The organism is Zobellella denitrificans (assembly GCF_002237365.1).
GTDB classification, from domain to species: domain Bacteria; phylum Pseudomonadota; class Gammaproteobacteria; order Enterobacterales; family Aeromonadaceae; genus Oceanimonas; species Oceanimonas denitrificans.
This window is the reverse complement of the sequence record NZ_NMUO01000076.1, coordinates 1-19,752: the sequence shown is the minus strand read 5'-3', so window position 1 is coordinate 19,752 and position 19,752 is coordinate 1. Positions and strand designations below refer to the sequence as shown.

25 protein-coding genes, 1 tRNA gene and 1 pseudogene are annotated in these 19,752 nt (G+C 64.2%); 11 read left to right on the top strand and 16 right to left on the bottom strand.

Going from position 1 to position 19,752, the window contains the following annotated elements:
• From CGX12_RS14635 to CGX12_RS14585, 11 genes are all read right to left on the bottom strand, one after another.
• On the bottom strand, positions 1-422 hold a 422-nt coding region (locus CGX12_RS14635; RefSeq protein WP_176442077.1), incomplete at its 3' end, for a rod-binding protein.
• Between the two features lie 332 nt (positions 423-754).
• Positions 755-1,858 (bottom strand): flagellar basal body P-ring protein FlgI, encoded by a 1,104-nt coding sequence (locus CGX12_RS14630; protein WP_408645757.1) that lies wholly within the window; start codon positions 1,856-1,858, stop codon positions 755-757.
• Positions 1,859-2,017: 159 nt separating this feature from the next.
• Positions 2,018-2,692, bottom strand: coding sequence for a flagellar basal body L-ring protein FlgH (flgH, locus tag CGX12_RS14625; protein ID WP_094040599.1), 675 nt, complete (start codon positions 2,690-2,692; stop codon positions 2,018-2,020).
• Positions 2,693-2,707: 15 nt separating this feature from the next.
• Positions 2,708-3,496, bottom strand: a complete 789-nt coding sequence (flgG, locus tag CGX12_RS14620; RefSeq protein ID WP_094040598.1) for a flagellar basal-body rod protein FlgG — start codon at positions 3,494-3,496, stop codon at positions 2,708-2,710.
• Between the two features lie 11 nt (positions 3,497-3,507).
• Positions 3,508-4,254, bottom strand: a complete 747-nt coding sequence (locus CGX12_RS14615; protein WP_094040597.1) for a flagellar basal body rod protein FlgF — start codon at positions 4,252-4,254, stop codon at positions 3,508-3,510.
• Positions 4,255-4,530: 276 nt separating this feature from the next.
• Positions 4,531-5,781: a flagellar hook protein FlgE gene (gene flgE / locus CGX12_RS14610; protein WP_094040596.1), complete on the bottom strand. Its 1,251-nt coding sequence runs from the start codon at positions 5,779-5,781 to the stop codon at positions 4,531-4,533.
• A gap of 13 nt (positions 5,782-5,794) precedes the next feature.
• Positions 5,795-6,496: a flagellar hook assembly protein FlgD gene (locus tag CGX12_RS14605; protein ID WP_094040595.1), complete on the bottom strand. Its 702-nt coding sequence runs from the start codon at positions 6,494-6,496 to the stop codon at positions 5,795-5,797.
• 6 nt (positions 6,497-6,502) lie between these two features.
• Positions 6,503-6,922, bottom strand: coding sequence for a flagellar basal body rod protein FlgC (gene flgC / locus CGX12_RS14600; protein WP_094040594.1), 420 nt, complete (start codon positions 6,920-6,922; stop codon positions 6,503-6,505).
• The gene (flgB, locus tag CGX12_RS14595) at positions 6,919-7,320 is read right to left on the bottom strand and encodes a flagellar basal body rod protein FlgB (protein WP_094040593.1); all 402 of its coding nucleotides are present in this window, start codon (positions 7,318-7,320) and stop codon (positions 6,919-6,921) included. Before flgB ends, flgC begins: the two co-directional genes overlap by 4 nt.
• Before the next feature lie 64 nt (positions 7,321-7,384).
• Entirely contained in the window at positions 7,385-8,206 is an 822-nt protein-coding gene (locus CGX12_RS14590) for a CheR family methyltransferase (RefSeq protein WP_094040592.1), read from the bottom strand.
• A gap of 20 nt (positions 8,207-8,226) precedes the next feature.
• Positions 8,227-9,141 (bottom strand): chemotaxis protein CheV, encoded by a 915-nt coding sequence (locus CGX12_RS14585; RefSeq protein ID WP_094040591.1) that lies wholly within the window; start codon positions 9,139-9,141, stop codon positions 8,227-8,229.
• A 203-nt stretch (positions 9,142-9,344) separates the two neighbouring features.
• Between CGX12_RS14585 and flgA the strand changes: the two genes are divergently transcribed.
• The 3 genes from flgA (at position 9,345) to CGX12_RS14570 (ending at position 10,805) form a co-directional block, all read left to right on the top strand.
• Positions 9,345-10,007, top strand: coding sequence for a flagellar basal body P-ring formation chaperone FlgA (flgA, locus tag CGX12_RS14580; protein ID WP_094040590.1), 663 nt, complete (start codon positions 9,345-9,347; stop codon positions 10,005-10,007).
• Positions 10,008-10,077: 70 nt separating this feature from the next.
• On the top strand, positions 10,078-10,395 hold the full coding sequence (gene flgM / locus CGX12_RS14575; protein WP_094040589.1) for a flagellar biosynthesis anti-sigma factor FlgM: 318 nt from the start codon (positions 10,078-10,080) through the stop codon (positions 10,393-10,395).
• Positions 10,392-10,805 (top strand): flagella synthesis protein FlgN, encoded by a 414-nt coding sequence (locus CGX12_RS14570; protein ID WP_094040588.1) that lies wholly within the window; start codon positions 10,392-10,394, stop codon positions 10,803-10,805. Before flgM ends, CGX12_RS14570 begins: the two co-directional genes overlap by 4 nt.
• 58 nt (positions 10,806-10,863) lie before the next feature.
• On the opposite strand, the gene CGX12_RS14565 is transcribed toward CGX12_RS14570, so the two are convergent.
• Both CGX12_RS14565 and CGX12_RS14560 read right to left on the bottom strand, forming a co-directional pair.
• Positions 10,864-11,274, bottom strand: coding sequence for an LPP20 family lipoprotein (locus CGX12_RS14565; RefSeq protein WP_094040587.1), 411 nt, complete (start codon positions 11,272-11,274; stop codon positions 10,864-10,866).
• Complete coding sequence (locus CGX12_RS14560; RefSeq protein WP_094040586.1) at positions 11,264-12,004, bottom strand: FlgO family outer membrane protein; 741 nt, start codon at positions 12,002-12,004, stop codon at positions 11,264-11,266. Before CGX12_RS14560 ends, CGX12_RS14565 begins: the two co-directional genes overlap by 11 nt.
• Positions 12,005-12,171: 167 nt before the next feature.
• On the opposite strand from CGX12_RS14560, the gene CGX12_RS14555 reads away from it, so the two are divergent.
• The 3 genes from CGX12_RS14555 to CGX12_RS14545 all read left to right on the top strand — a co-directional run bounded on the left by CGX12_RS14555 (position 12,172) and on the right by CGX12_RS14545 (position 14,377).
• Positions 12,172-13,311: a flagellar assembly protein T N-terminal domain-containing protein gene (locus tag CGX12_RS14555; protein WP_094040585.1), complete on the top strand. Its 1,140-nt coding sequence runs from the start codon at positions 12,172-12,174 to the stop codon at positions 13,309-13,311.
• 78 nt (positions 13,312-13,389) lie between these two features.
• Positions 13,390-13,465: transfer RNA gene (locus CGX12_RS14550), tRNA-Arg, on the top strand.
• Between the two features lie 81 nt (positions 13,466-13,546).
• On the top strand, positions 13,547-14,377 hold the full coding sequence (locus CGX12_RS14545) for an SDR family NAD(P)-dependent oxidoreductase (protein WP_094040584.1): 831 nt from the start codon (positions 13,547-13,549) through the stop codon (positions 14,375-14,377).
• A gap of 172 nt (positions 14,378-14,549) precedes the next feature.
• On the opposite strand, the gene CGX12_RS14540 is transcribed toward CGX12_RS14545, so the two are convergent.
• The gene (locus CGX12_RS14540; protein WP_094040583.1) at positions 14,550-14,885 is read right to left on the bottom strand and encodes a DUF1904 domain-containing protein; all 336 of its coding nucleotides are present in this window, start codon (positions 14,883-14,885) and stop codon (positions 14,550-14,552) included.
• Positions 14,886-14,960: 75 nt separating this feature from the next.
• Between CGX12_RS14540 and CGX12_RS14535 the strand changes: the two genes are divergently transcribed.
• The 5 genes from CGX12_RS14535 (at position 14,961) to CGX12_RS14515 (ending at position 18,664) form a co-directional block, all read left to right on the top strand.
• Positions 14,961-15,818: a TraB/GumN family protein gene (locus CGX12_RS14535; protein ID WP_094040582.1), complete on the top strand. Its 858-nt coding sequence runs from the start codon at positions 14,961-14,963 to the stop codon at positions 15,816-15,818.
• Positions 15,819-15,888: 70 nt separating this feature from the next.
• Entirely contained in the window at positions 15,889-16,029 is a 141-nt protein-coding gene (locus CGX12_RS14530; protein WP_094040581.1) for a DUF3149 domain-containing protein, read from the top strand.
• A 113-nt stretch (positions 16,030-16,142) separates the two neighbouring features.
• On the top strand, positions 16,143-16,724 hold the full coding sequence (smrA, locus tag CGX12_RS14525) for a DNA endonuclease SmrA (protein ID WP_094040580.1): 582 nt from the start codon (positions 16,143-16,145) through the stop codon (positions 16,722-16,724).
• Positions 16,725-16,745: 21 nt separating this feature from the next.
• The gene (locus CGX12_RS14520; protein ID WP_094040579.1) at positions 16,746-18,221 is read left to right on the top strand and encodes a carboxypeptidase M32; all 1,476 of its coding nucleotides are present in this window, start codon (positions 16,746-16,748) and stop codon (positions 18,219-18,221) included.
• 62 nt (positions 18,222-18,283) lie between these two features.
• Positions 18,284-18,664 carry a thiol-disulfide oxidoreductase DCC family protein gene (locus CGX12_RS14515; RefSeq protein WP_232513382.1) on the top strand — a complete coding sequence of 127 codons (381 nt, stop codon included), beginning with the start codon at positions 18,284-18,286 and terminating at the stop codon, positions 18,662-18,664.
• Positions 18,665-18,683: 19 nt separating this feature from the next.
• On the opposite strand, the gene CGX12_RS14510 is transcribed toward CGX12_RS14515, so the two are convergent.
• Positions 18,684-19,100 (bottom strand): hypothetical protein, encoded by a 417-nt coding sequence (locus CGX12_RS14510; protein ID WP_094040578.1) that lies wholly within the window; start codon positions 19,098-19,100, stop codon positions 18,684-18,686.
• A gap of 28 nt (positions 19,101-19,128) precedes the next feature.
• A pseudogene (locus tag CGX12_RS19910) lies at positions 19,129-19,752 on the bottom strand (hypothetical protein); the annotation flags it as partial.

Below are 19,752 nucleotides of genomic sequence, written 5' to 3'. Positions count from 1 at the left end.
GCATCGGCGGGCTCCGCCTTGGGCGGGCGCACCACCTTGCCGGACACCCGGCGCACCTCGCTCAGGTCGAAATGCCGGGCCTGGGCCGCGCCGCCGGCTTCATCGCCGCCGCCCAGCTGTTTCACCACCAGATCCGCCAGTCCCAGGCTGCCCCGTTTGCTCAGTTCGGCGGACATCTGCTGATCGTGCATGTCCCGGTAGAATTCGGTGTAGCGGCTGTTCATGGGGCCCTCGGCCTCGAACGCCTTGTTGGCCTCGCGCATCGACTTGAACAGCTGCTGGGTGAACAGGCTTTCGAACTGGCGCGCGGCTTCGTCCAGCGCCTTGCCCCTGTCCTGTTCAAAACCCTGCCGGCGCAGTTGGTCCAGCCCCTGAATATCGTTGGTCAGCAGGCTGTTGTTGAAGGTGTCGATGGGTTTCATACCTTTCAATCCGTTCGTTTGCTTTGGTTAGACCAGGGCCTTTTTGGTCCAATAAATTGGACCCTACGGGCCAGTCCCTTCGTAGGGTCGATTTCAATCGACCGGGCCTTTTTGGTCCAATAAATTGGACCCTACAGGCCAGTCCCTTCGTAGGGTCGATTTCAATCGACCGAGCCCTTTTGGTCCAATAAATTGAACCCTACAGGCCAGTCCCTTCGTAGGGTCGATTTCAATCGACCGGGCCTTTTTGGTCCAATAAATTGAACCCTACAGGCCAGTCGCGGGCATAAGGTCGTTCATCTCCTCACGCCTTACCCCTCACGCCACAGGCGTCAGATAATCACCAGCTCGCCCTGGATGGCGCCGGCCTGGCGCAGGGCCTCGAGTATGGCCACCAGATCCCCGGGGGCCACGCCCACCTGGTTCACCGCCCGCACCAGGTCATCCAGGGTGGTGCCGGTGTCCAGCTTGAACATGCGGCCATCCTGCTGCTCCACGTTGATGGTGGAATTGGGCACCACCACGGTTTCCCCGCCCGCCAGCGGGTTGGGCTGGGACACCTGCATGTTTTCGGAGATGGTGATGATAAGGCCGCCGTGGGTGATGGCCGCCGGCTTCAGCTGCACCTGCTGGCCGATCACCACGGTACCGGTACGGGAGTTGATGACGATCTTGGCGGCTTCGTCGGCCACCTCCACGGTCAGGTTTTCCAGGGCGGACAGGAAGCTCACCCGCTGGCCCGGATCCCGGGGGGCATATACCTGCACCGAGGTGGCGTCCAGCGCCTGGGCGCCGTTGGGGCCCACCAGATCGTTGATCACCTCGGCCATGCGCTTGGCGGTGGTAAAGTCGGGCCGGTGCAGATGAAAGGTGATGGTGTCGCCCCGGGCGAAGGAGCTGGGCACCTCCCGCTCCACCATGGCGCCGCCGGGAATGCGGCCCACGGTCGGGGTGTTGATCATGACGGAAGAGCCGTCCGCCCCTTCCACCCCCAGGCCGCCCACCACCAGGCTGCCCTGGGCCAGGGCGTAGACCCGGCCGTCCACCCCCTTGAGGAAGGTCTGCAGCAGGGTACCACCACGCAGGCTCTTGGCCTCGCCGATGGCGGAGACGGTGATGTCGATGGTCTGGCCCGGCTTGGCGAAGGGCGGCAGCTCGGCATGCACCGCCACCGCCGCCACGTCGTTCATCTTGGGCCTCATGTTTTCCGGCACCGTGATGCCGAAGTTGTTGAGCATGGTGCGGAAGGTCTGCTGGGCAAAGGCGTTGTTGCGCTCGCCGGTGCCGGGCAGGCCCACCACCAGGCCATAGCCCACCAGCTGGTTGGCGCGCACCCCGTCCACCGAGCTGATGTCCTTGATCCGGGCCGCCTGGGCCGGCGGCATCACGGCCGGCAACAACAGCAGGCTCATCAACAAAGCGGTAAATGGTTTCATCAGTTCACCCCAAGGGAGTACGAAAATGTTATCGGCCGAATCAATTCGACGCTATGCATCGGATACCGAGCCGGCATCCGTTGGTCGAATAAATTCGACCCTACAGCCCCGACCCGCAAGCCCGGTGTTTTTCTTCCAGCTTCCAGCTTCAAGCTGCTGTTAAAACGGAAACCAGGGGCTGTTGAAGAAGCGGGCCAGCCAGCCGCGGCTCTGGGTGTTGGCGAAATCGCCGGTGCCGCCGTAGTAGATGCGGGCATCGGCCACCCGGGTCGACGCCACCCGGTTGTCGGAGCCGATATCCTGGGGCCGGACTATGCCGGTGATACGCACATACTCTTCCCCGGTGTTCAGCATCAGCCATTTTTCCCCCTGCACCGCCAGGTTGCCGTTGGCCAGCACCTGGGCCACGGTGACGGTAATGCTGCCCTGCAGGCTGTTGCTCTGGTTGGTGTTGGCATTGCCGTTGAAGTCGTTGCCGCTCGACATTTCCGCCTCTATCGGGTAGCCGCCTACGGTCACCGGGCGGCCGCCGATGCTGAGCGGGTTGATATTGACGCTGGACTCCTTGCCCTGCTGGGTGGTGGCCCTTTTCTGGGCGCGGGTCGATTCGGTGAGATCGATGGTGATAATGTCCCCCACCCGGTGCGCCTTGATGTCGGAATAGAGGTTGTTGGCGTAAAGATCCTGGTAGATGCCCCCGGTGGGCTCCAGCCTTTCCTGCTGCTGGCTGGGGATCACCGGCGCATAGGCCGGATCGTCCGGCCTGGGCGTATAGGGGGTGGAAACGCATGCCGTCAGCACCAGGGGCAACAGGGCGGCCAGGACGAATCGCATCAGTCTTTCCTCACCTTAGAGCTGCTGGTTCACGTAGGCCAGCATCTGATCCACGGTGGAAATCACCTTGGAGTTCATCTCGTACACCCGCTGGGCCTGGATCAGGTTGACCAGCTCCTCGGTCACGTTGACGTTGGCCGTTTCCAGCATGCCCTGCTTGAGGGTGCCCAGGCCGTCGGCACCGGCAATGCCCTGCAACGGCGCGCCGCTGGACTGGGTTTCCAGGTAGAGGTTCTCTCCCTTGGGCTGCAGGCCGGCCGGGTTGACGAAATCGGTCACCACTATCTGGCCTATCACCTGGGCCTCGGCCTGGCCGGCCAGCTGCACCGATACCTCGCCGTTGGTGGCCACGCTGATGCTCTGGGCGTTTTCCGGGATCTGCATCTCCGGCTGCAGCGGGTAACCGTTGCCGGGGGTGACGATGACCCCCTCGTCGTTCAGGGCAAACTGGCCGTTGCGGGTGTAGCCGATGGTGCCGTCGGGCAGCTGCACCTCGAAGAAGCCGCGGCCGTCGATCATGATGTCCAGGGCGTTGTCGGTGGTCTGCACGCTGCCCTGGGTAAAGGTCTTCTGGGTGGCCACCACCTTGGCGCCGGCGCCCAGCATCAGGCCGGAGGGCAGATCGGTGTCGGCGGTGGCACGCCCGCCGGGCTGGTGGATGTTCTGGTACAGCAGATCCTCGAAGATGGCCCTGCCTTTCTTGAAGCCGACGGTGCTGGCGTTGGCCAGGTTGTTGGAGGTGACGGAAATGTTGGTCTGCTGGGCGTCGAGACCGGTCTTGCTAATCCACAATGCGGGGTTCATCTTGTTCTCCTTTAACCGATGCGCAGCAACTGGGCATGGGCTTTGTCATTCTCTTCGGCGTGGTTCATCATCTTGAGCTGGGTTTCGAAACGCCGTTGCAGGTCGATCAGGTGGGTCATCTCGGCGATGGGGTTGACGTTGCTGCCCTCCAGCGCCCCGGCAATCAGCTCCACCTGGGCCGAGGCCGGCTCCACGGCGCCGTCCTTGCGGCGGAACAGGCCATCCAGCCCCTTTTCAATCTCGTCATGGGCCGGCAGCACCGTCTTGATGCGCTGCAATTCCTCGCCGCCGTTGGCCGGCTCGCCTTCCAGGCGGGCAAAGAGGGTGCCGTCCTTGTTGATCTCGAGCTTTTCCAGCGGCAGCGGCAGGAAGATGGGGCCACCGTCGTCATCCAGCACGTTCAGGCCGGTGTTGGTCTGCAGCAGTCCCTGCGGCGATACCCGCAGGCTGCCGAAACGGGTATAGGCCTCGGAGCCGTCCTTCGCTTCCACCGCCAACCAACCGTCGCCGGCGATGGCCACGTCAAGTTCCCGACCAGTGGTCTGAATGGGTCCTGCGGCAAAATCTTGCCCCGGTCTTTCCGCCATGGCAAAGACCCGGGTCGGCAGCCCTTCGCCAAAGGCCTGCATGGACCTGGCCTGCTCCAGATCGGCCCGAAAGCCGGTGGTGTTGGCGTTGGCCAGGTTGTTGGCGCGCAGGGCCACGCTGTTCAGGTTTTCCTTGGCGCCGGACATGGCGATATAAAGCAGGTGATCCATTTCAGCTCCGTTGCGTGTGCCGATCGGTGATGGCGGTTTTAATGCAAAAAAAATGCCAGCTGAAAAGCTGTGGGCGCGGGCGGCTCGCCCGCAAGGGGAGTTGAACGCAAGTTTCCCGCTGCGCGGCAATGCAGGCGGGCCGCCTGCGCCCCAAGTCGTTTTTCATTCCCGCGCTCCGCGTGAGGGCGAAATGAAATGTTGTCAAAGTACCAACGAAAAAAACCCGGTGCCCTTCGGCCCCGGGGTTTTCTTCCAGCTTCTGGCTTCCAGCTTGTGTTAGCGGATTTGCAGTATGGTCTGCTGCAGGGTGCTGTTTACCTCCAGCGCCCGGGAGTTGGCCTGGAAGTTGCGCTGGGCGGTGATCAGGTCCACCAGTTCGGAGGTGAGGTTGGTGTTCGACTGCTCCAGGGCGGCACCGTTGAGCCGGCCGTAGGAGCCGGTGTTGGGCTGACCGCCCACGCCCTCGCCGGACAACAGGGACTGCCGCCACTGGCTGTCGCCGTCCGGGATCAGCCCCTGCTCGTTGGGGAAGGTCGCCAACGCCACTATGCCCAGCTTCTCGGTGCGGCCATTGCTGTAGGTGGCGGCCACCACGCCGTTGGCATCCACGTCCACCTTGGTCAGGCGGCCCACGGTGGAGCCGTTCTGGGACAGCTCGTTCACCTCGAAGGGCGAGGCGTACTGGCTGACGGTGCCCAGGCGGATTTCCATATTGGCGATGGGCTGGGCGCCATTGGCAAAGGTGATGTTGTCCAGGGTCAGGGTCGCCGGCGCGGCCGGGGTCGTCATATTGCCGGAGGCGTCGAACTCGATGGGGGCGGAGTCGTTACCGCCCTGCTGCACCAGGTTGCCGTCCACATAGGTAAAGCTTTGCCACTGCCCATCCGCTTCCTTCACGAAGTACATATTCAGGCTGTGGGGCTCGCCCAGGGAGTCGTAGATGGTGATGGCGGTGGAGGCGTTGTAGGTACGGGAGTCGGTCGGGCTGAAATCGGCCGGATCCATGATGCCCGCGTTGCTCGGCAGGTTAAAGCCGGTGTTTACCGCCGTGGTGGCCCTGGGCTCGCCGGTCTTGTCGGGAATGCGCAGCGGCTTGGTGGCGTTGAGCGCCAGCACCGTGGGGGTGCCGTTTTCATTGGCGTCGAACACCTGCAGGTAGCGGCCCATGCTGTTCACCACATAGCCCTGGTCGTTGAGCTTGAAGGCGCCGGCCCGGGTATAGGTCCGGTCCAGGGTGTCGGTCTCGTTGGCCATCACGAAAAAACCGCTGCCGTTGATGGCCATGTCCAGGGCGTTGTTGGTGAACATCAGGGTGCCCTGGTGGAACTGCTGGGCCACCGCCACCGTCTGCACGCCCTGGCCGTGCTGGGTGCGGGAGTTGGCGAAGATGGAGTTGGCGTAAACGTCGGCGAACTCGGCGCGGGACTCCTTGAAGCCGACGGTGTTGACGTTGGCGATGTTGTTGGCGGTCACGTCCAGATCTTTCTGGGCGGCGTTGACACCACTGAGGGCAATATTGAAAGACATTTACTGATCTCCTTTACACAGCCTTGCGGCCGCCGATTTCCAGAACCTGATTGAGCGGCAGGCCACCCAGGCCGGCCAGGTTGACCATGGTGGGCGTGGTGGCGCTGCCCAGGGTGACGCTGTCGACCCGGGCGAAGGTCAGGGCGTTGAGGTCTTCCCGGGCGGCGCCCACCAGGGCGTTGACCTTGACCGTATAGCGCCCGGTCGGCACCGCCTGGCCCTGTGCGTCCAGGCCGTCCCAGCTGAAGGGCACGTTGCCCTTCTGGACGCCGTCCAGATTGATGGTTCGCACCACCTGGCCCTTGTCGTTCTCGATGCTGATCCTGATGTTGCTGGCACTCTCCCCCGCCACCACTATGCCGTCCAGGCTGTCGCCGGATTCCACATAGCCGACATCACTCGGCAGCAGCACCTTCTGCCCGACCAGGGTCGACGCCTGCAAGGCCTGGTTGGAGGTCATCACTTCGGTCAGGGCGGTAAGCTGGGTGCTCATCTCCGACACCCCTTCCGACATGGCGAACGAGGTCATCTGGGCGATCATCTGGGAGTTGTCGGCGGGCTTGAAGGGATCCTGATAGGCCAGCTGCTGGGTCAGCAGGGAGAAAAAATCCTCCTGTCCCAGCATGTTCTTCTTGGTCTCGGCCGCCTGGGCCGAGTCCGCCGCGCCGCCGGCAAATTGCAGGCCGCTATAGTAGTCATTATTTATCAACGACATGAGATATTACCCCTTGCCCATGCGCAGGGTCTGCTGCAGCATCTGCTTGGCGGCATCGGCTACCTGCACGTTGGTCTGGTAGTTGCGCGACGCGCTCAGCATGTCGGTCATCTCTTCCACCACGTTGACGTTCGGCTTGTAGATAAAGCCGTCCTGATCCGCCATGGGATGGTCGGGGCGGAATTCCTTCTGCAGCGGCTTGTTGGTCTCGACGACCCCCAGTACCTTGACACCGACGCTTTCCTGACGGTCCGACAAGGCCCGGTCCAGATCGGCGGCAAACACCGGCTTGCGGGCCCGGTAGGTTTCGTTGATGCTGGAGCTGACGCTGTCGGCGTTGGCCAGGTTGCTGGCGGTGGTGTTCAGCCGCACCGACTGGGCGCTCATGGCGCTGCCGGAAATATCAAACACTTTAAAAAGGCTCACATCGAGTCTCCTTTTATTGCCTTGAGCAGGCCGCTGATCTTGCCGTTGAGAAACTCCAGGGACGCCTGGTACTGCAGGGCATTTTCCATGTAGTTGTTGCGCTCGGTCTGTACGTCGACGGTATTGCCGTCCCCGGTGTCCGGCTGGTTGGGCACCCGGTACTGCACCGTGCCCGGCGGCGGCAGTTCGACGGCAAAATGTTGCAGGTGGGTGCGGCTCAGGGCGAAATTCTGGCCATTCTGGGCCTGGCTGAGGGCCGCCTGAAAGTCCATGTCCCTGGCCTTGTAGCCCGGCGTGTCGGCATTGGCCAGGTTGCCGGCCAGCAGCTCGGCCCGCCCGGAGCGGGCGACCAGGGCATGCTGGTGGATCCCGAAGGCCTTGTCGAACGAAATTGCCACCCGATACCTCCTGCCTGTTGTGATTCGGTCAATGAACCAAACAAAGGCAAGATATGTGCCAGATTTATTTGAGGCGGTAGATGATGCCCGGGCTGCAGCGGATCATCTCGAACTTGTCGGACAGGCCGGTCAGCGACTCCGAGGCGCCCAGCAACAGGTAGCCGCCCGGATTGAGGGCGCCGGCAAACTGGTTCAGGATCTTGGACTTGTTCTCGGGAGAGAAGTAAATCAAGACGTTACGGCAGAAAATCAGGTCGAACTTGCCCAGCACTCCATAACCGTCGAGCAGGTTGAAGGAGCGGAAACTGACCATGTTGCGCACCCTGGGCTGCAACTGCATCTTGCCGTCGGCCAGGGGCGTAAAGAACTGGCTGCGCCGCTCGGGCGACAGCCCGCGCGCCAGCGACAGACTGTCGTATACCCCTGCCTTGCACAACTCCAGCATGTTGCTGGAGATGTCGGTGGCAAGAATTTGCAGCCCCGGCAAGGAGCCCGGCCGCCGGGCCTGGTACTCCAGCGCCGTCATGGCGATGGAATAGGGCTCCTGCCCGGAAGAGCAGGCGGCGGACCAGATCTTCAGGCTCTTGCCCGGCCTGGCCAGTTCGGGAAACAGCCGATCGCTCAGCAGGGTGAAGGGATAGACGTCGCGGAACCACAGGGTTTCGTTGGTGGTCATGGCGTCGATCACCGCCGTTTTGAGCTCCCGCTCCCGCACCGACATGGCCCGGTTGAGCAGCTCGCCGAGCGAGTCTATCTGAAAACGGCCCAGCAAGGGCGACAGCCGGCTCTTGACCAGGTACTGCTTGCTGTCGCCCAGCACTATGCCGGTGTTGGCTTCAAGAAACCGGCAAAATGCCTGGTATTGCTCATCGGTGAAGGTTTTCATCCGCGGGGTTCAGGCCTCTATCACAACGCATTTCTGACGGCGGACGCCAGTTCGTCGGGGTGGAACTTGGCGATAAAGTTGTTCGCCCCCACCTTTTCCACCAGCGCCTTGTTGAATACCCCGCTCAGGGAGGTGTGCAGTATCACGTGCAGATCCTTGAGCTTGGGATCGTTGCGGATCTCCGCGGTCAGGGTATAGCCGTCCATTTCCGGCATTTCCACGTCGGAGATCACCATGGCCAGTTGTTCCTGAATGGGGCCGTTGGCCGCCAGTTCCCTGAGCTTGTTCAGGGCCAGCTTGCCGTTTTCGGTGACGATGCACGCCAGCCCCAGGGTTTCCATCGCCCGCTGGATCTGCCGGCGCGCGACCGAGGAGTCGTCGGCGATCAGGATAGGCTTGTGATGGCCGGCATCGAGGTGGGATACCTGCTCCACTATGTCGGCATTTACCCTGGTGTTGGCCGGCGATATTTCGTCGAGGATTTTTTCCACGTCCAGGATTTCCACCAGTTCACCGTCAATTTCGGTGACCGCCGTCATGTAGTTGAAACGGCCCGCGCCCTTGGGCGGCGGCAGTATGGATTCCCAGTTGACGTTGATGATGCGCTCGACGGAGTTCACCAGGAACCCCTGCACCGAACGGTTGTATTCGGAGATGATGGCGAAACAGTTCTGGGTCTGTTCGGTGGGACGGCCGCCCATGGCCTTGCTGAGATCGATGATGGAAATGGTCTGGCCACGGATATTGGCCACCCCCTTGATCACCGGATGACGCTGGGGCAAGGCGGTCAGGGCCGGGCACTGCAGCACTTCCTTGACCTTGAACACATTGATGCCAAATCTTTGACGTCCGTTCAGCTTGAACAGCAGCAATTCCAGCCGGTTCTGGCCGACGAGTTGTGTTCTTTGGTTTACCGAGTCGAGTATCCCCGCCATTCCAGTTTCTCCATCTATACCGTGGCATGGTTTATGCTTGCAGTTTTCACCCCGGTTAGCTTAACACCCGGCCGGGGTTGAGCGCCAGTTGTGGCCAGCTTACGTCCTTTATCGGCGATGAGGTAGTAATGTTTAACGGTATTTTCCCGCTCCTCCAGGCATTGTCACATTTTGCGAGAGGGCCGGGCCGCGTCGGGTTTGTCATGATACTGGCCGCTGTCCTGGCCCCGCCGGTGCATGCCCAGTCGGTTCATGACAGCGTGCGCCAGTATGCCGAGGATTATGTGCGTGACTTCGTTCCCCTGGCCGAGGGGGATCGGCTCGAGATCGAAGCCGCCAGTGTGGATACCCGCATGCAGCTGACCGAGTGCCACGGGCTGCTGACCGCCGACATCCGCGGTGCGGGCGAGGTCAGGCGCAATACTCACGTGCATCTGAAATGCCACGAGCAGCCGGGCTGGGAGCTGTTTGTGCCGGTGCGGGTGCGGGTGCTGAAACCCGTGGTCACGGCCGAGGTTCCCATCAGCCGCAATACCCTGCTGCAGGCCCAGCACCTGCGCCTCGACTACCAGGACGAGGTGCTGATACGGGGAGACGTGTTCAGCGATCCCAACCAGCTTATCGGCACCCGCAACAAGCGGGATCTGCGCCCCGGCCAGCCGGTGCTGGGCAGCCAGCTGTGCGTGGTGTGCAAGGGAGACAAGGTGACCATAGTGGCGGAGCAGGGAACCCTGTCGATCCGCACCGAGGGCGTGGCCCAGGAAGACGGCTCCTTCAACGACAGCGTGCGCATTCGCAACCTCAACTCCGGCCGTGAAATCAGCGCCCGGGTCACCGCCTCCGGAATGGTGCGGGTCAATTTGTAATTTCTGCTAAAGTTATTCCGTGTTGCGCCGATACCCGGGCTAGACAGCAGCAAATCAGGATTGGATCATCATGGCTATCGATAAATTACCCCCAGGGCTTGGCAACAGTACCCAGGTGGTGGGCGGCAACAAGTACCCGGCCCCGGCCAAATCCCAGGGCCGGCAAGACACCGCGCCGCCCGCTCAGCAGGACTCCGTGAGCCTGACCCCCGAAGCCCGACAGCTGAACCGGATGCAGCAGTCACTGACCGCGCCGGCCGCCGACAACAGCGCCCGCCTGGAAGCGCTGAAAAAGGCCATCAACGAAGGCAGCTACAAGGTTGACAGCGAGCGCCTGGCGGCGAACATCGCCAACCTGGAACAGGATATAGAGAAACTCTATTCATGACCCTTGATGAGCTGCTGCAACATCAACAGTCCCGCCTTCAGCTCCTGCTCGACCTTACCGGGCAGGAGCTGGAGCTGATCATCCGGCGCCAGGCGCTGGAGCTGCCGGCCCTGGCCCAACGCAAGGAAAGCCTGCTGGCGGAGATACAGCACAGCGACCGGCAGATTGCCTGCCACCCCGAAAGCCCACGGCTGAGCGCCGACCTGGCCGAGCAGGTTGCCGAGCTGCGGCAGCTGCTGCAACACTGCCAGGACAAAACCCGGGTAACGGAGCAGTTGCTGGAGCAGACCCTGGCCAGCAATCGCCGCCTGGCCAACGCCATGAGCCAGCTGCACGAACGCCAGAGCATGACCTACGATCACAAGGGTCATACCAGGGGCATCAACAAAGGCACCGGCTTCAAGGTGTAACCGCGCGGACCGGGGCCTATCCCCAGTCCCCAGTCCCCAGTCCCCATCCCGGATTATCTCACCGCCCCTGGCGCAGCCGCTGATAAAACGCCAAATCCAGCTCCAGTTCGGTGACGTACATGTCGCCGTCGGGATAGCTGTTGACCACCCGGGCCCCCCGCACCATGCCCCGGCTGCTGGTGCTGACGGTGCCGTCCTGCAGGACATGGCCGTTCAGCTGGCTGGCGCTGGAAGTCATCACCCCGCTCAACTGCTCGGTCAGCTCCCGGTAGGCGTCGAGCTTGGACGCCCGCATGGCGTAGAGCAGCTTCTGCTGGTAGTCGGCGGGCTGCTGCAGGCTGATGGGGGCGTAGCCCACCGCATAGAGATGGTTCTTTTTGGCCGGCACATCCTGGCTGCCGGCACCGGCCTGGCTGGCGCTGCAACCGGTCAGCGCCAGCAGCAGCAGGGCACAGAGTCTATTTCGCATAACGGCTCCTCTGCTCCGGGGTGATCACCACTTCGGGCCCGCGCGCCTTGAGCATGCCGCCCACCAGGTAGTCGGGAATAAACTGCTGGGCACTGGCCACCAGGCTGTTGTCGCCCATGGAGATCAGGCGCGCATTGACCAGGCGACCGCCCAGGGTCTCGCTGACGGTGCCGTGCACCAGGTAGCGGGCCCCGATCTTGCCGCTTAGCTGGCGATAATCACGGCTGGTGCTGACATCCCCCTCGGGGGTGATGCGGATAAAGGGCAGCGCCTTGAAGTCGACCACCCGCAGGCCGTACTGGTTGAGCTGGAACATCATGGTTTCCGACAGCAGCCGCCCGAACTGATCCTGGCTGCGGTAGTCCTCCTGGCTGACGAAGCCGCTCACCGCTATGCCGGACTGGGCGTCCAGGCCGTGGGCGCTGGACACCAGCCGGTAGGCCAGGGCCGACATATGCTGCTGCAGCTGGGTCTGCCCTCCCACCAGGGAAGGCCCGGCGGAAGGCAGGTGGGCGCTGCGGGTGCCGGCGCTCATGCGCATGGGCACCCCGTCCTGGCTGTGCCGGGGCGAGCTGGCCGGGGCAGGCTGCGGCCCCAGCGGCTTGCGGTTGATATAGTGGGAAGCATGATCATGGGGCAGATAGTGGTTCTGATTGTCAAACTGCTGCCCGCCCGTGCCGGCACAGGCTGACAGCCCCAGCACGGCGACGAGCATCAATGGTCTTGTCATCAACAGGCTCCCGAAAAATAGGACGAAACTGGATCCTTATCGGCCAGGGGTTGCCAAACTTTAACCGCTGTCCTCAAGGTATCGGGCAAGAATTTTGCATAATTCTTGCCAAGAGTTGACCCTGGCCGCATTTTTATTGCCGGCCCTTTGTGACACAGGATCCTATCGTGCCGAAAAACGCCTTCATCGCCGCCCTGCTGCTTTCGTTGCTGCCTCTCGCCGCCCAGGCCGACTGGTATCAGGCCGAGGGCTCGGCGCCGCTCAGCCTGGGCGAGGACAGCGCCCGCCAGCAGGCCCTGGAGCAGGCCCTGGCCGATGCCCTGCTGCAGGCCGGCGCTTCCCTGACCACGGTGCAGTCGGTCAACAACGGCATGTTTTCCGGCCAGCGGCTGGATATTGCCGCCCAGGGCGAACTGATGGACTACCTGATCCTCGACGAGCGTCGCAGCCAGGGCCGGCTGTGGCTGACGGTGCGGGCCGATATCTGGCCCAACCAGAACGTGCAGCCCCAGTGTGTCGGCCGCTACCGTCCCGGCCTGGCGCTCACCACCCTGCCCCTGCAGCATCCGGAGCAGGGCCAGATTGGCCAGATCTACGAGCTGGGCGGCGCCGTCACCCAACGCCTGGCCCAGCGCCTCGGCGACAGCGTCAATCTTATGACGCAGCTGCCCCATCAACTCACCACGGATCCCCGGCTGCCGCGCAGCCCCGGCCTGCGCCAGGGCGGCGATCTGCTGGCCCGGCAGCAGCAGTCGCGGCTGTTGCTGAGCGGCGTCATCGAAGACATCAGCATGAACGACGGCAACTGGGTGGACTGGCGCTTCCGCGAGCAACCCCGCCAGTTTCGCCTCTCGCTCACCCTGGAGGACGGCCTCACCGGCGAAACCCTGCTGCAGCAGCGCTACCAGGCCCAGTCCCCCTGGACCTTCCAGCGCCACGCCCGGGTCAATGTGCACGAGCAGGGGTTCTGGCAGTCCGCCTATGGCCAGGCGGTGGATCAGCTGCTCGCCCGGGCCGCGCGGGATCTGGTGCAGGCCCAGTCGTGCATGAAGGCGGTAGGCAACATACTGCAGCAGTCGGAAGAAGGCATACTGATGGATCTGGGCCGCCAGTCCGGCATCCAGGTGGGGGATCGCTTCACCCTGGTCCATCGCCGCCAGCTGCAGCCCGGCTACTACAGCGAGATCTCGGCCCGGGCCCAGTTCGTGGTGAGCCAGAGCCACCCGGACTACAGCCTGCTGACCCCGGCGGACGGTGCCGCGCGCCAGGTGCGGGTGGGCCCGGGCGACATCCTCACCCAGCTTTGAGCCCCGATGCCGATTTTATGCGCACTCGCGCAGGCGGCAGGTTCTCATCCCGGGCGGAGTTATATATACTCGCCCCACGCTCTCATAGCTCAACAGGATAGAGCACCCGCCTCCTAAGCGGGCGATCCAGGTTCGAGTCCTGGTGGGGGCGCCATTTCCTGCTTTTCTTTCTTCCCTTGTTGCACCCGACCGGCACAGACGGCAGAGTAATGGCCTCATTACTCAGGAGCCGTTTATGTCCAAAGCTGTTCTGATCACCGGCTGCTCGTCCGGCATCGGCCATTGCGCCGCCCATTATCTGCACCGGCAGGGCTTCAAGGTCGTCGCCTCCGCCCGCCAGGCGGAGGACGTGGCACGGCTGAAGGAAGAAGGGCTGGCGGCGGTGCGGCTGGATCTGGCCGACGAAGCCAGCATAGAGGAAGGGTTCGAACAGGCGCTGGCCCTCACCGGCGGCACCCTGTACGGCCTGTTCAACAACGGCGCCTACGGCCAGCCAGGGGCGCTGGAGGATCTGCCCACCCAGGCCCTGCGCCGGCAGTTCGACACCAACCTGTTTGGCACCCACCACCTCACCCGGCTGGCGCTGCCGCTGATGCTGGCCGCCGACGAGGGCCGCATCATCCAGAACAGCTCGGTGCTGGGGCTGGTGGCCATGCAGTTTCGCGGCGCCTACAACGCCACCAAGTTCGCGCTGGAGGGCTACACCGACACCCTGCGCCTGGAGCTGGCCGGCACCGGGGTGCATGTCAGCCTGCTGGAGCCCGGCCCCATCGAAACCCGCTTTCGCGCCAACGCCAGGGAGGCCTTTCTGCGCCACGTGGATCCGGAGCAGAGCCGGCACCGGCAAGCCTACCGGCAAACCCTTGCCAGGCTGGAAAAACCCGGCCCCAGTTCCCGCTACAGCCTGCCCCCGGAATCCTGCCTGCCGCCGGTGCTGCACGCCCTGACCAGCGCCAGGCCCAAAACCCGCTATCCGGTCACCCGGGCCACCCTGATAATGAGCTGGCTGCGCCGCCTGCTGAGCGACCGGGCGCTGGATCGGATGATGCTGAAGGCGGGCGGCTGACGAAATTGACCAGGATCGAATTTATTCGACCAAATCCCGACACCGATGCTGGGATGTCCCTGTAGGGTCGAATTTATTCGACCAAATCCCGACTCCGATGTTGAAAAGGTCCACTGAAGTGGACCCTACAAAGGCTCCAACAAAGGCCCCTACAAAGGATCCTGCAATGCCGTCAGCCGAAATGGCTGCCGTTTTCGTAGTAGTTGCGCCCTTCCAGCCGGGTGAACACCACGCCGATGTCCAGCCCCTCGCCCACCCGGGCCCGCAGCGCCTCGGTGATGGCGGCGGCCACCTTGTCCTGCACCTCCAGCGGGCGCTCGAACCAGAGCACCTCGACGAAGGGATAGCCGTTCACCGCCTGCCCCTGCTGCACGAACTCGGCGGGAATGAATTCCAGGGTAAAATGCTCCTTGGGGCTGCCGGCCAGGGGCGCCAGGGTATCCACCAGGGTCTTGCTGACCTGTTTTACCGTGTCCCGGGCCAGGCCGCGAAAGCGCAGATGAGGCATAAAAACGTCCTTTTTCTAGAATGAATAATTATCCCGGCATCATAATCAAAGCCGGCCAACAAAACAGGGGGCTCCATGAAAATTTTCTGGCACTTGCTACTGTGGCTCTGGTGCGCTCAGGGGCTGGCCGCGCCGGCGCTCTGGTCGGCCAGCAAGGACGGGCAACAACTTTGGCTGTTCGGCTCCATCCATATTGCCGACGAACGCCTGGCCGAACTGCCGCCGGTACTGCTGCGGGCGCTGGACGACAGCCGTCAGCTGCTGCTGGAAGTGGACCCGCAGGAGATCACCCCCGCCGCGCTGGCTCCCTACCTGCGCATGGCGGCCGGGGAAAACTGGCCCAGCCGGCTGGGCGCCCCCCTCTCCGCCGAACTCGACGCCGCCATCAGCCAGGCCGGCCTGGCCCAGCTCAGACCGCTGCCACCCTGGTTCGCCGCCCTGCAACTGACCCAGGCCAGGGCCATGGCCCTGGGCTTTGCCGGCGAGCAGGGAGTGGACATGCAGATACTGGCCGAGGCCCGGGCCCGGCAGATACCGGTGGCCGGGCTGGAATCCCCCAGCACAGTGTTCGGCATGCTGGCCTCCCTGCCGGAACGACGGCTAGAGGCCGACTTCGTACGCCATACCCTGGATGAGCTGCCCGACATGCAAGGCCACCTGAACCGGTTGCTCGACACCTGGCTCGACGGCGACGAACAGGCCCTGCAGGCGCTGCTGCAGGAAGACACCGGCGAGGAGCTCAAGGCCTTTATCGAGCAGGAACTGCTGCTGTCGCGCAACCGGCTGTGGCTGGAGCGACTCACGCAGCTGAATCCGCCCCGGGCACTGCTGGTGGTGGGCGCCCTGCACCTCTACGGCGAGCAGGGGCTGCTCGCCCTGCTGCGCCAGGATGGCTATACCCTTAAAAAAATAGAGGACAAGGTAGTTTATTGATCAGGATCAGCATGGCTCCCTGCCGGCCCGCTAAGATGGCGTTCATAGCGAGACGATAAGGAGATGACTGATGGAATTCTGGCTTGATTTGATGTTTGGCAGCGATGTCGGCTTGATGTCCATGATCGTCATTATCGCCACCGCGCTGCTGATCAGCTTCTACGCGGGCTACTTCATCTACAAGGTGAAAAAGGCTTCTCCCCAGGAATAATACCGGTTTAACAACGGTGGACCCCGACCTCCTCCTCCCCCGGGGTCTGCCGTTTCCCCTTTTGTGCAACTTGCTTATACTGCGGCTATTCCCGTTACCGAGGAGCCGCCGCCATGCCTTCTTCCGAATGGTCATCCTTTATCGGTGAGCTGGAGGGGTTGACCCCGCTCCGGCAAGACACCCTGGCCTCCGTTGCCCGTCCCGGGCAGGACGCCGCCAGCCTGGAGGCCAGGCGCGCCGCCGCCGAGGCGGAACAGAGCGCCTCCCCCGCCTGCCTGTCCCTCGAGAGCGTCACCCTGCTCAAGCCCGATGATCTGGTGTCCTACAAGAAGGACGGGGTGCAGGAGGGGGTGTTCCGCAAGCTGCGCCTGGGCAAGTATCCCTGCGAGGCCCGCCTCGATCTGCACAACCATACGGTGGCGCAGGCCCGCGCCGCCCTGCTCGGCTTTATCCGCGACTGCCTGCGGCTGGAGCTGCGCTCCGTGGTGGTGGTGCACGGCAAGGGCGAGCGCAGCCGGCCCCAGGCGCTGCTGAAAAGCTACGTTTCCGGCTGGCTGCCGCAACTGCCGGAGGTGCTGGCCTGCCACAGCACCCAACGCGCCCACGGCGGCAGCGGCAGCCTCTATGTGCTGCTGCGCAAGAGCGAGCGGGCCAAGCAGGAAACCCGCGAACGTCACCAGAGCCGCCTCGGCTGAATCAACACAAGGAAAATTTTCATGTCCTACACCAGTCTGGTCGAGCACTTCGAACAACTTCATCACCTGCAGCACCTGGGCGCCATCTGCGGCTGGGATCAGGCCACCATGATGCCCCCGGGCGGCAACGAAGCCAGGGCCGAGGCCCTGGGTACCCTGGCGGTGCTCTGCCACCGCCAGCTGCAGGACGACCGCCTGCCCGACTGGTTCGCCGCCGCCGGGGAAGAGGCGCTGACGCCGGAGCAGGGCGTCAGCCTGCACGAAATGCGCCGGGCCTGGCGCGACGCCAACATGCTGCCGGCCGATCTGGTCCGCGCCCGCTCCCTGGCCGGCTCCCGCTGCGAGCACGCCTGGCGCAGCCTGCGCCCGGCCAACGACTGGGCCGGCTTTCTACCCCTGTTCGAGGAGGTGCTCAACCTGTCCCGCCAGGCCGCCGCCGCCCGGGCCGATACCCTTGGGCTGTCCCGCTACGACAGCCTGCTGGAGCAGTACGAGCCCGGCATGCGCGGGGCCGAACTCGATCGCCTGTTCGGCGGCCTCAGGGGCTGGCTGCCGGATCTCATCCGGCAAGTGCAGGACAAGCAGCGCCATGAGCAGGTACTGGTGCCCGAGGGCCCCTTCCCCACGGCGCAACAGAAGGCGCTGGGGCTGGAGGTGATGACGATGCTCGGCTTCGACTTCAACCACGGCCGGCTGGACGTGAGCGTGCACCCCTTTTGCGGCGGGGTCAGCGAGGACGTGCGCCTCACCACCCGCTACGACGAGCAGGACGTGACCCAGGCCCTGATGGGCATCATCCACGAAACCGGCCATGCCCGCTACGAGCAGGGCCTGCCGGCGGCCTGGCGCCGGCTGCCGGTGGGCCAGGCCCGATCCATGGGGGTGCACGAGTCCCAGAGCCTGTTCTTCGAGATGCAGTTGGCCCGGCACCCGGCCTTTCTCGCCCGCCTGGCCCCCTTGCTCGAGCGGCACTTTGGCACCCAGCCGGCCTTCGCCCCGGACAACCTGGCCAGGCTCTACACCCGGGTCGAGCCCGGCTTTATCCGGGTGGACGCGGACGAGGTCAGCTACCCGGCCCACATCATGCTGCGCTACGAAATCGAGCGGGACTTGATCGAGGGCCGGATGGAGGCCCGGGAACTGCCCGAGCGCTGGGATCAGCTGATGCGCCAGTACCTGGGGCTGTCGACCCAGGGCAATGATCGGGATGGCTGCCTGCAGGACATCCACTGGACCGACGGCAGCTTCGGCTACTTCCCGAGTTATACCCTGGGCGCCATCTACGCCGCCCAGCAGGCGGCGGCCATGGAGCGGCAGCTGGGCCCGCTGGCGCGGCTGATCGAAGCGGATCTGCCCGCCATCTTCGGCTGGCTGCAACAGCACATCTGGCAAGAGGCCAGCCTGCAGGACACCGCCGGGCTGCTCACCGCGGCCACCGGCCAGGCCCTGGATCCGGCGCCGTTCAGGTCGCACCTGGAACAGAGATATCTGGCCTGAAACGAGCTACGCTTAAGCGACAGGCCCGCACGGAAGCGCGGCCTCGAGCCCAGGAGGGCGACATGATGGACGGAAAAAAGCCCCGCCACCAGCTGGTGGTGTTCTACGACGGCAGCTGCGAGGGCTGCGTGAAGGACAGGGCCCGCTACGAACGCTGGGCCGGCGCCGGCGGCGAGGATATCTACTGGTTCGATATCACCGGTCGGGAAGAGGTGCTGCTGAGCCTGGGGATAAGCCCCGACAAGGCGCTGCGGGAACTGCACGTACAAACCGCCGACGGCGAGATCTTCTCGGAGCTGGATGCCTATATCCTGCTGATGCAACGGGTGCCCCGGCTCAGGCTCCTGGCCTGGCTTATCGGCCTGCCGCTGATCCGCCCCTGCCTGTCCTGGCTCTACCGCACCTGGGTCCGGCAGCGGCTGGAGCGGGAAGGACGGCTCTAGGCCGCGTCCGCCGGCCCTGTTATCCCTCCACCCCGAGCAGGGCGGCCAGCAACCAGATGGCCAGCACCACCAGCACCGACATCAGCCCCAGATAGCCCAGGTTCCAGCGCATGATGCGGAACGAATCCAGCCCGTAGCGGCCCTGAAACGCCAGGTTGATGCCGGACAGGGGGCCGGCGGAGGTGCCCACCGCCCAGGACGACAGAAACACCAGCGCCAGCAGGGTATGGTCGGGCGACAGCGGCGCCAGCACGGCGCCGGCCAGGGCGATGCAGATGATGGGGTGAATGCCCAGCAGCGCCAGCAGCACCGTGGCCAGGTAGCTCAGGCTCGCCTCCAGGGGGCCGAAGCCATCGAGCGGCAGGGTAGCGCCCCAGGCACCGAGCAGGGTATCCAGGCCATAGCCCAGCACGCCGGCGGCGAGAAACAGCGCCAACTCGTTGCCATCTGCGGCAGGCGGCCGTTCACCAGTTGCCCCAGCGCCGCCACCGGCGAGCGCCGGCCGGCCACCACCACGCCAGGCTGAGCGACGGCGCCAGCAGGGTGATCACCGCCAGGATCGACAAGGCCGGCCGCCACTCATGCAACAGTAACACCGCCGCCGCCAGCAGGGCCGGCAGCACCAGGCTGCCCGCATGCAGGGGATAGCCCCGGAACTCCTGTACCGACGCCCGCTCTCCCCCTTGCCGGCTCAGCTGCCAGAAGGTGAGCGCCATGGCCAGCAGGGCCAGCGGCATGCTCACCAGCCAGAGGCGGGCCAGCTGCGCCCCGGGCGCCACGCTCAGGGTCACCGCCATGGCGGCGAAGAAGGGGGACCAGAAGGCGGCGGCGGTGAAGCCCCGGATCAGCACTATGGCCTGCTCCCGGCTGACGCTGCCTCGCCGGGCCAGGCGATCGCCGATGATGAACACCGACGACAGGTTGATAACGGAGCCGAACAGGTGCACCGCCCCCAGGGTGGACGCCAGCGCCCGCCGCCCCCGGGGCAGCCGCTCCTCCCGCTCGGCTCCGGGCCGGCTGACCAGTCCCAGAAAGCTCACCGCCACCAGCATCGACAACAGGCCGCTGTTGCTGGCGAGGATCCGCTC

Bases quoted from the DNA above. Each gene is read 5' to 3' on its own strand.
- flgH (WP_094040599.1), bottom strand. From the start codon at position 2,692: ATGCGATTCGTCCTGGCCGCCCTGTTGCCCCTGGTGCTGACGGCATGC.
- CGX12_RS14570 (WP_094040588.1), top strand. From the start codon at position 10,392: ATGACCCTTGATGAGCTGCTGCAACATCAACAGTCCCGCCTTCAGCTC.
- CGX12_RS14515 (WP_232513382.1), top strand. From the start codon at position 18,284: ATGATGGACGGAAAAAAGCCCCGCCACCAGCTGGTGGTGTTCTACGAC.
- CGX12_RS14520 (WP_094040579.1), top strand. From the start codon at position 16,746: ATGTCCTACACCAGTCTGGTCGAGCACTTCGAACAACTTCATCACCTG.
- CGX12_RS14585 (WP_094040591.1), bottom strand. From the start codon at position 9,141: ATGGCGGGGATACTCGACTCGGTAAACCAAAGAACACAACTCGTCGGC.
- flgG (WP_094040598.1), bottom strand. From the start codon at position 3,496: ATGAACCCCGCATTGTGGATTAGCAAGACCGGTCTCGACGCCCAGCAG.
- CGX12_RS14540 (WP_094040583.1), bottom strand. From the start codon at position 14,885: ATGCCTCATCTGCGCTTTCGCGGCCTGGCCCGGGACACGGTAAAACAG.
- CGX12_RS14630 (WP_408645757.1), bottom strand. From the start codon at position 1,858: ATGAAACCATTTACCGCTTTGTTGATGAGCCTGCTGTTGTTGCCGGCC.
- flgM (WP_094040589.1), top strand. From the start codon at position 10,078: ATGGCTATCGATAAATTACCCCCAGGGCTTGGCAACAGTACCCAGGTG.
- CGX12_RS14560 (WP_094040586.1), bottom strand. From the start codon at position 12,004: ATGACAAGACCATTGATGCTCGTCGCCGTGCTGGGGCTGTCAGCCTGT.
- smrA (WP_094040580.1), top strand. From the start codon at position 16,143: ATGCCTTCTTCCGAATGGTCATCCTTTATCGGTGAGCTGGAGGGGTTG.
- CGX12_RS14605 (WP_094040595.1), bottom strand. From the start codon at position 6,496: ATGTCGTTGATAAATAATGACTACTATAGCGGCCTGCAATTTGCCGGC.
- CGX12_RS14545 (WP_094040584.1), top strand. From the start codon at position 13,547: ATGTCCAAAGCTGTTCTGATCACCGGCTGCTCGTCCGGCATCGGCCAT.
- CGX12_RS14615 (WP_094040597.1), bottom strand. From the start codon at position 4,254: ATGGATCACCTGCTTTATATCGCCATGTCCGGCGCCAAGGAAAACCTG.
- flgA (WP_094040590.1), top strand. From the start codon at position 9,345: ATGATACTGGCCGCTGTCCTGGCCCCGCCGGTGCATGCCCAGTCGGTT.
- flgE (WP_094040596.1), bottom strand. From the start codon at position 5,781: ATGTCTTTCAATATTGCCCTCAGTGGTGTCAACGCCGCCCAGAAAGAT.
- CGX12_RS14535 (WP_094040582.1), top strand. From the start codon at position 14,961: ATGAAAATTTTCTGGCACTTGCTACTGTGGCTCTGGTGCGCTCAGGGG.
- CGX12_RS14565 (WP_094040587.1), bottom strand. From the start codon at position 11,274: ATGCGAAATAGACTCTGTGCCCTGCTGCTGCTGGCGCTGACCGGTTGC.
- CGX12_RS14530 (WP_094040581.1), top strand. From the start codon at position 15,889: ATGGAATTCTGGCTTGATTTGATGTTTGGCAGCGATGTCGGCTTGATG.
- CGX12_RS14590 (WP_094040592.1), bottom strand. From the start codon at position 8,206: ATGAAAACCTTCACCGATGAGCAATACCAGGCATTTTGCCGGTTTCTT.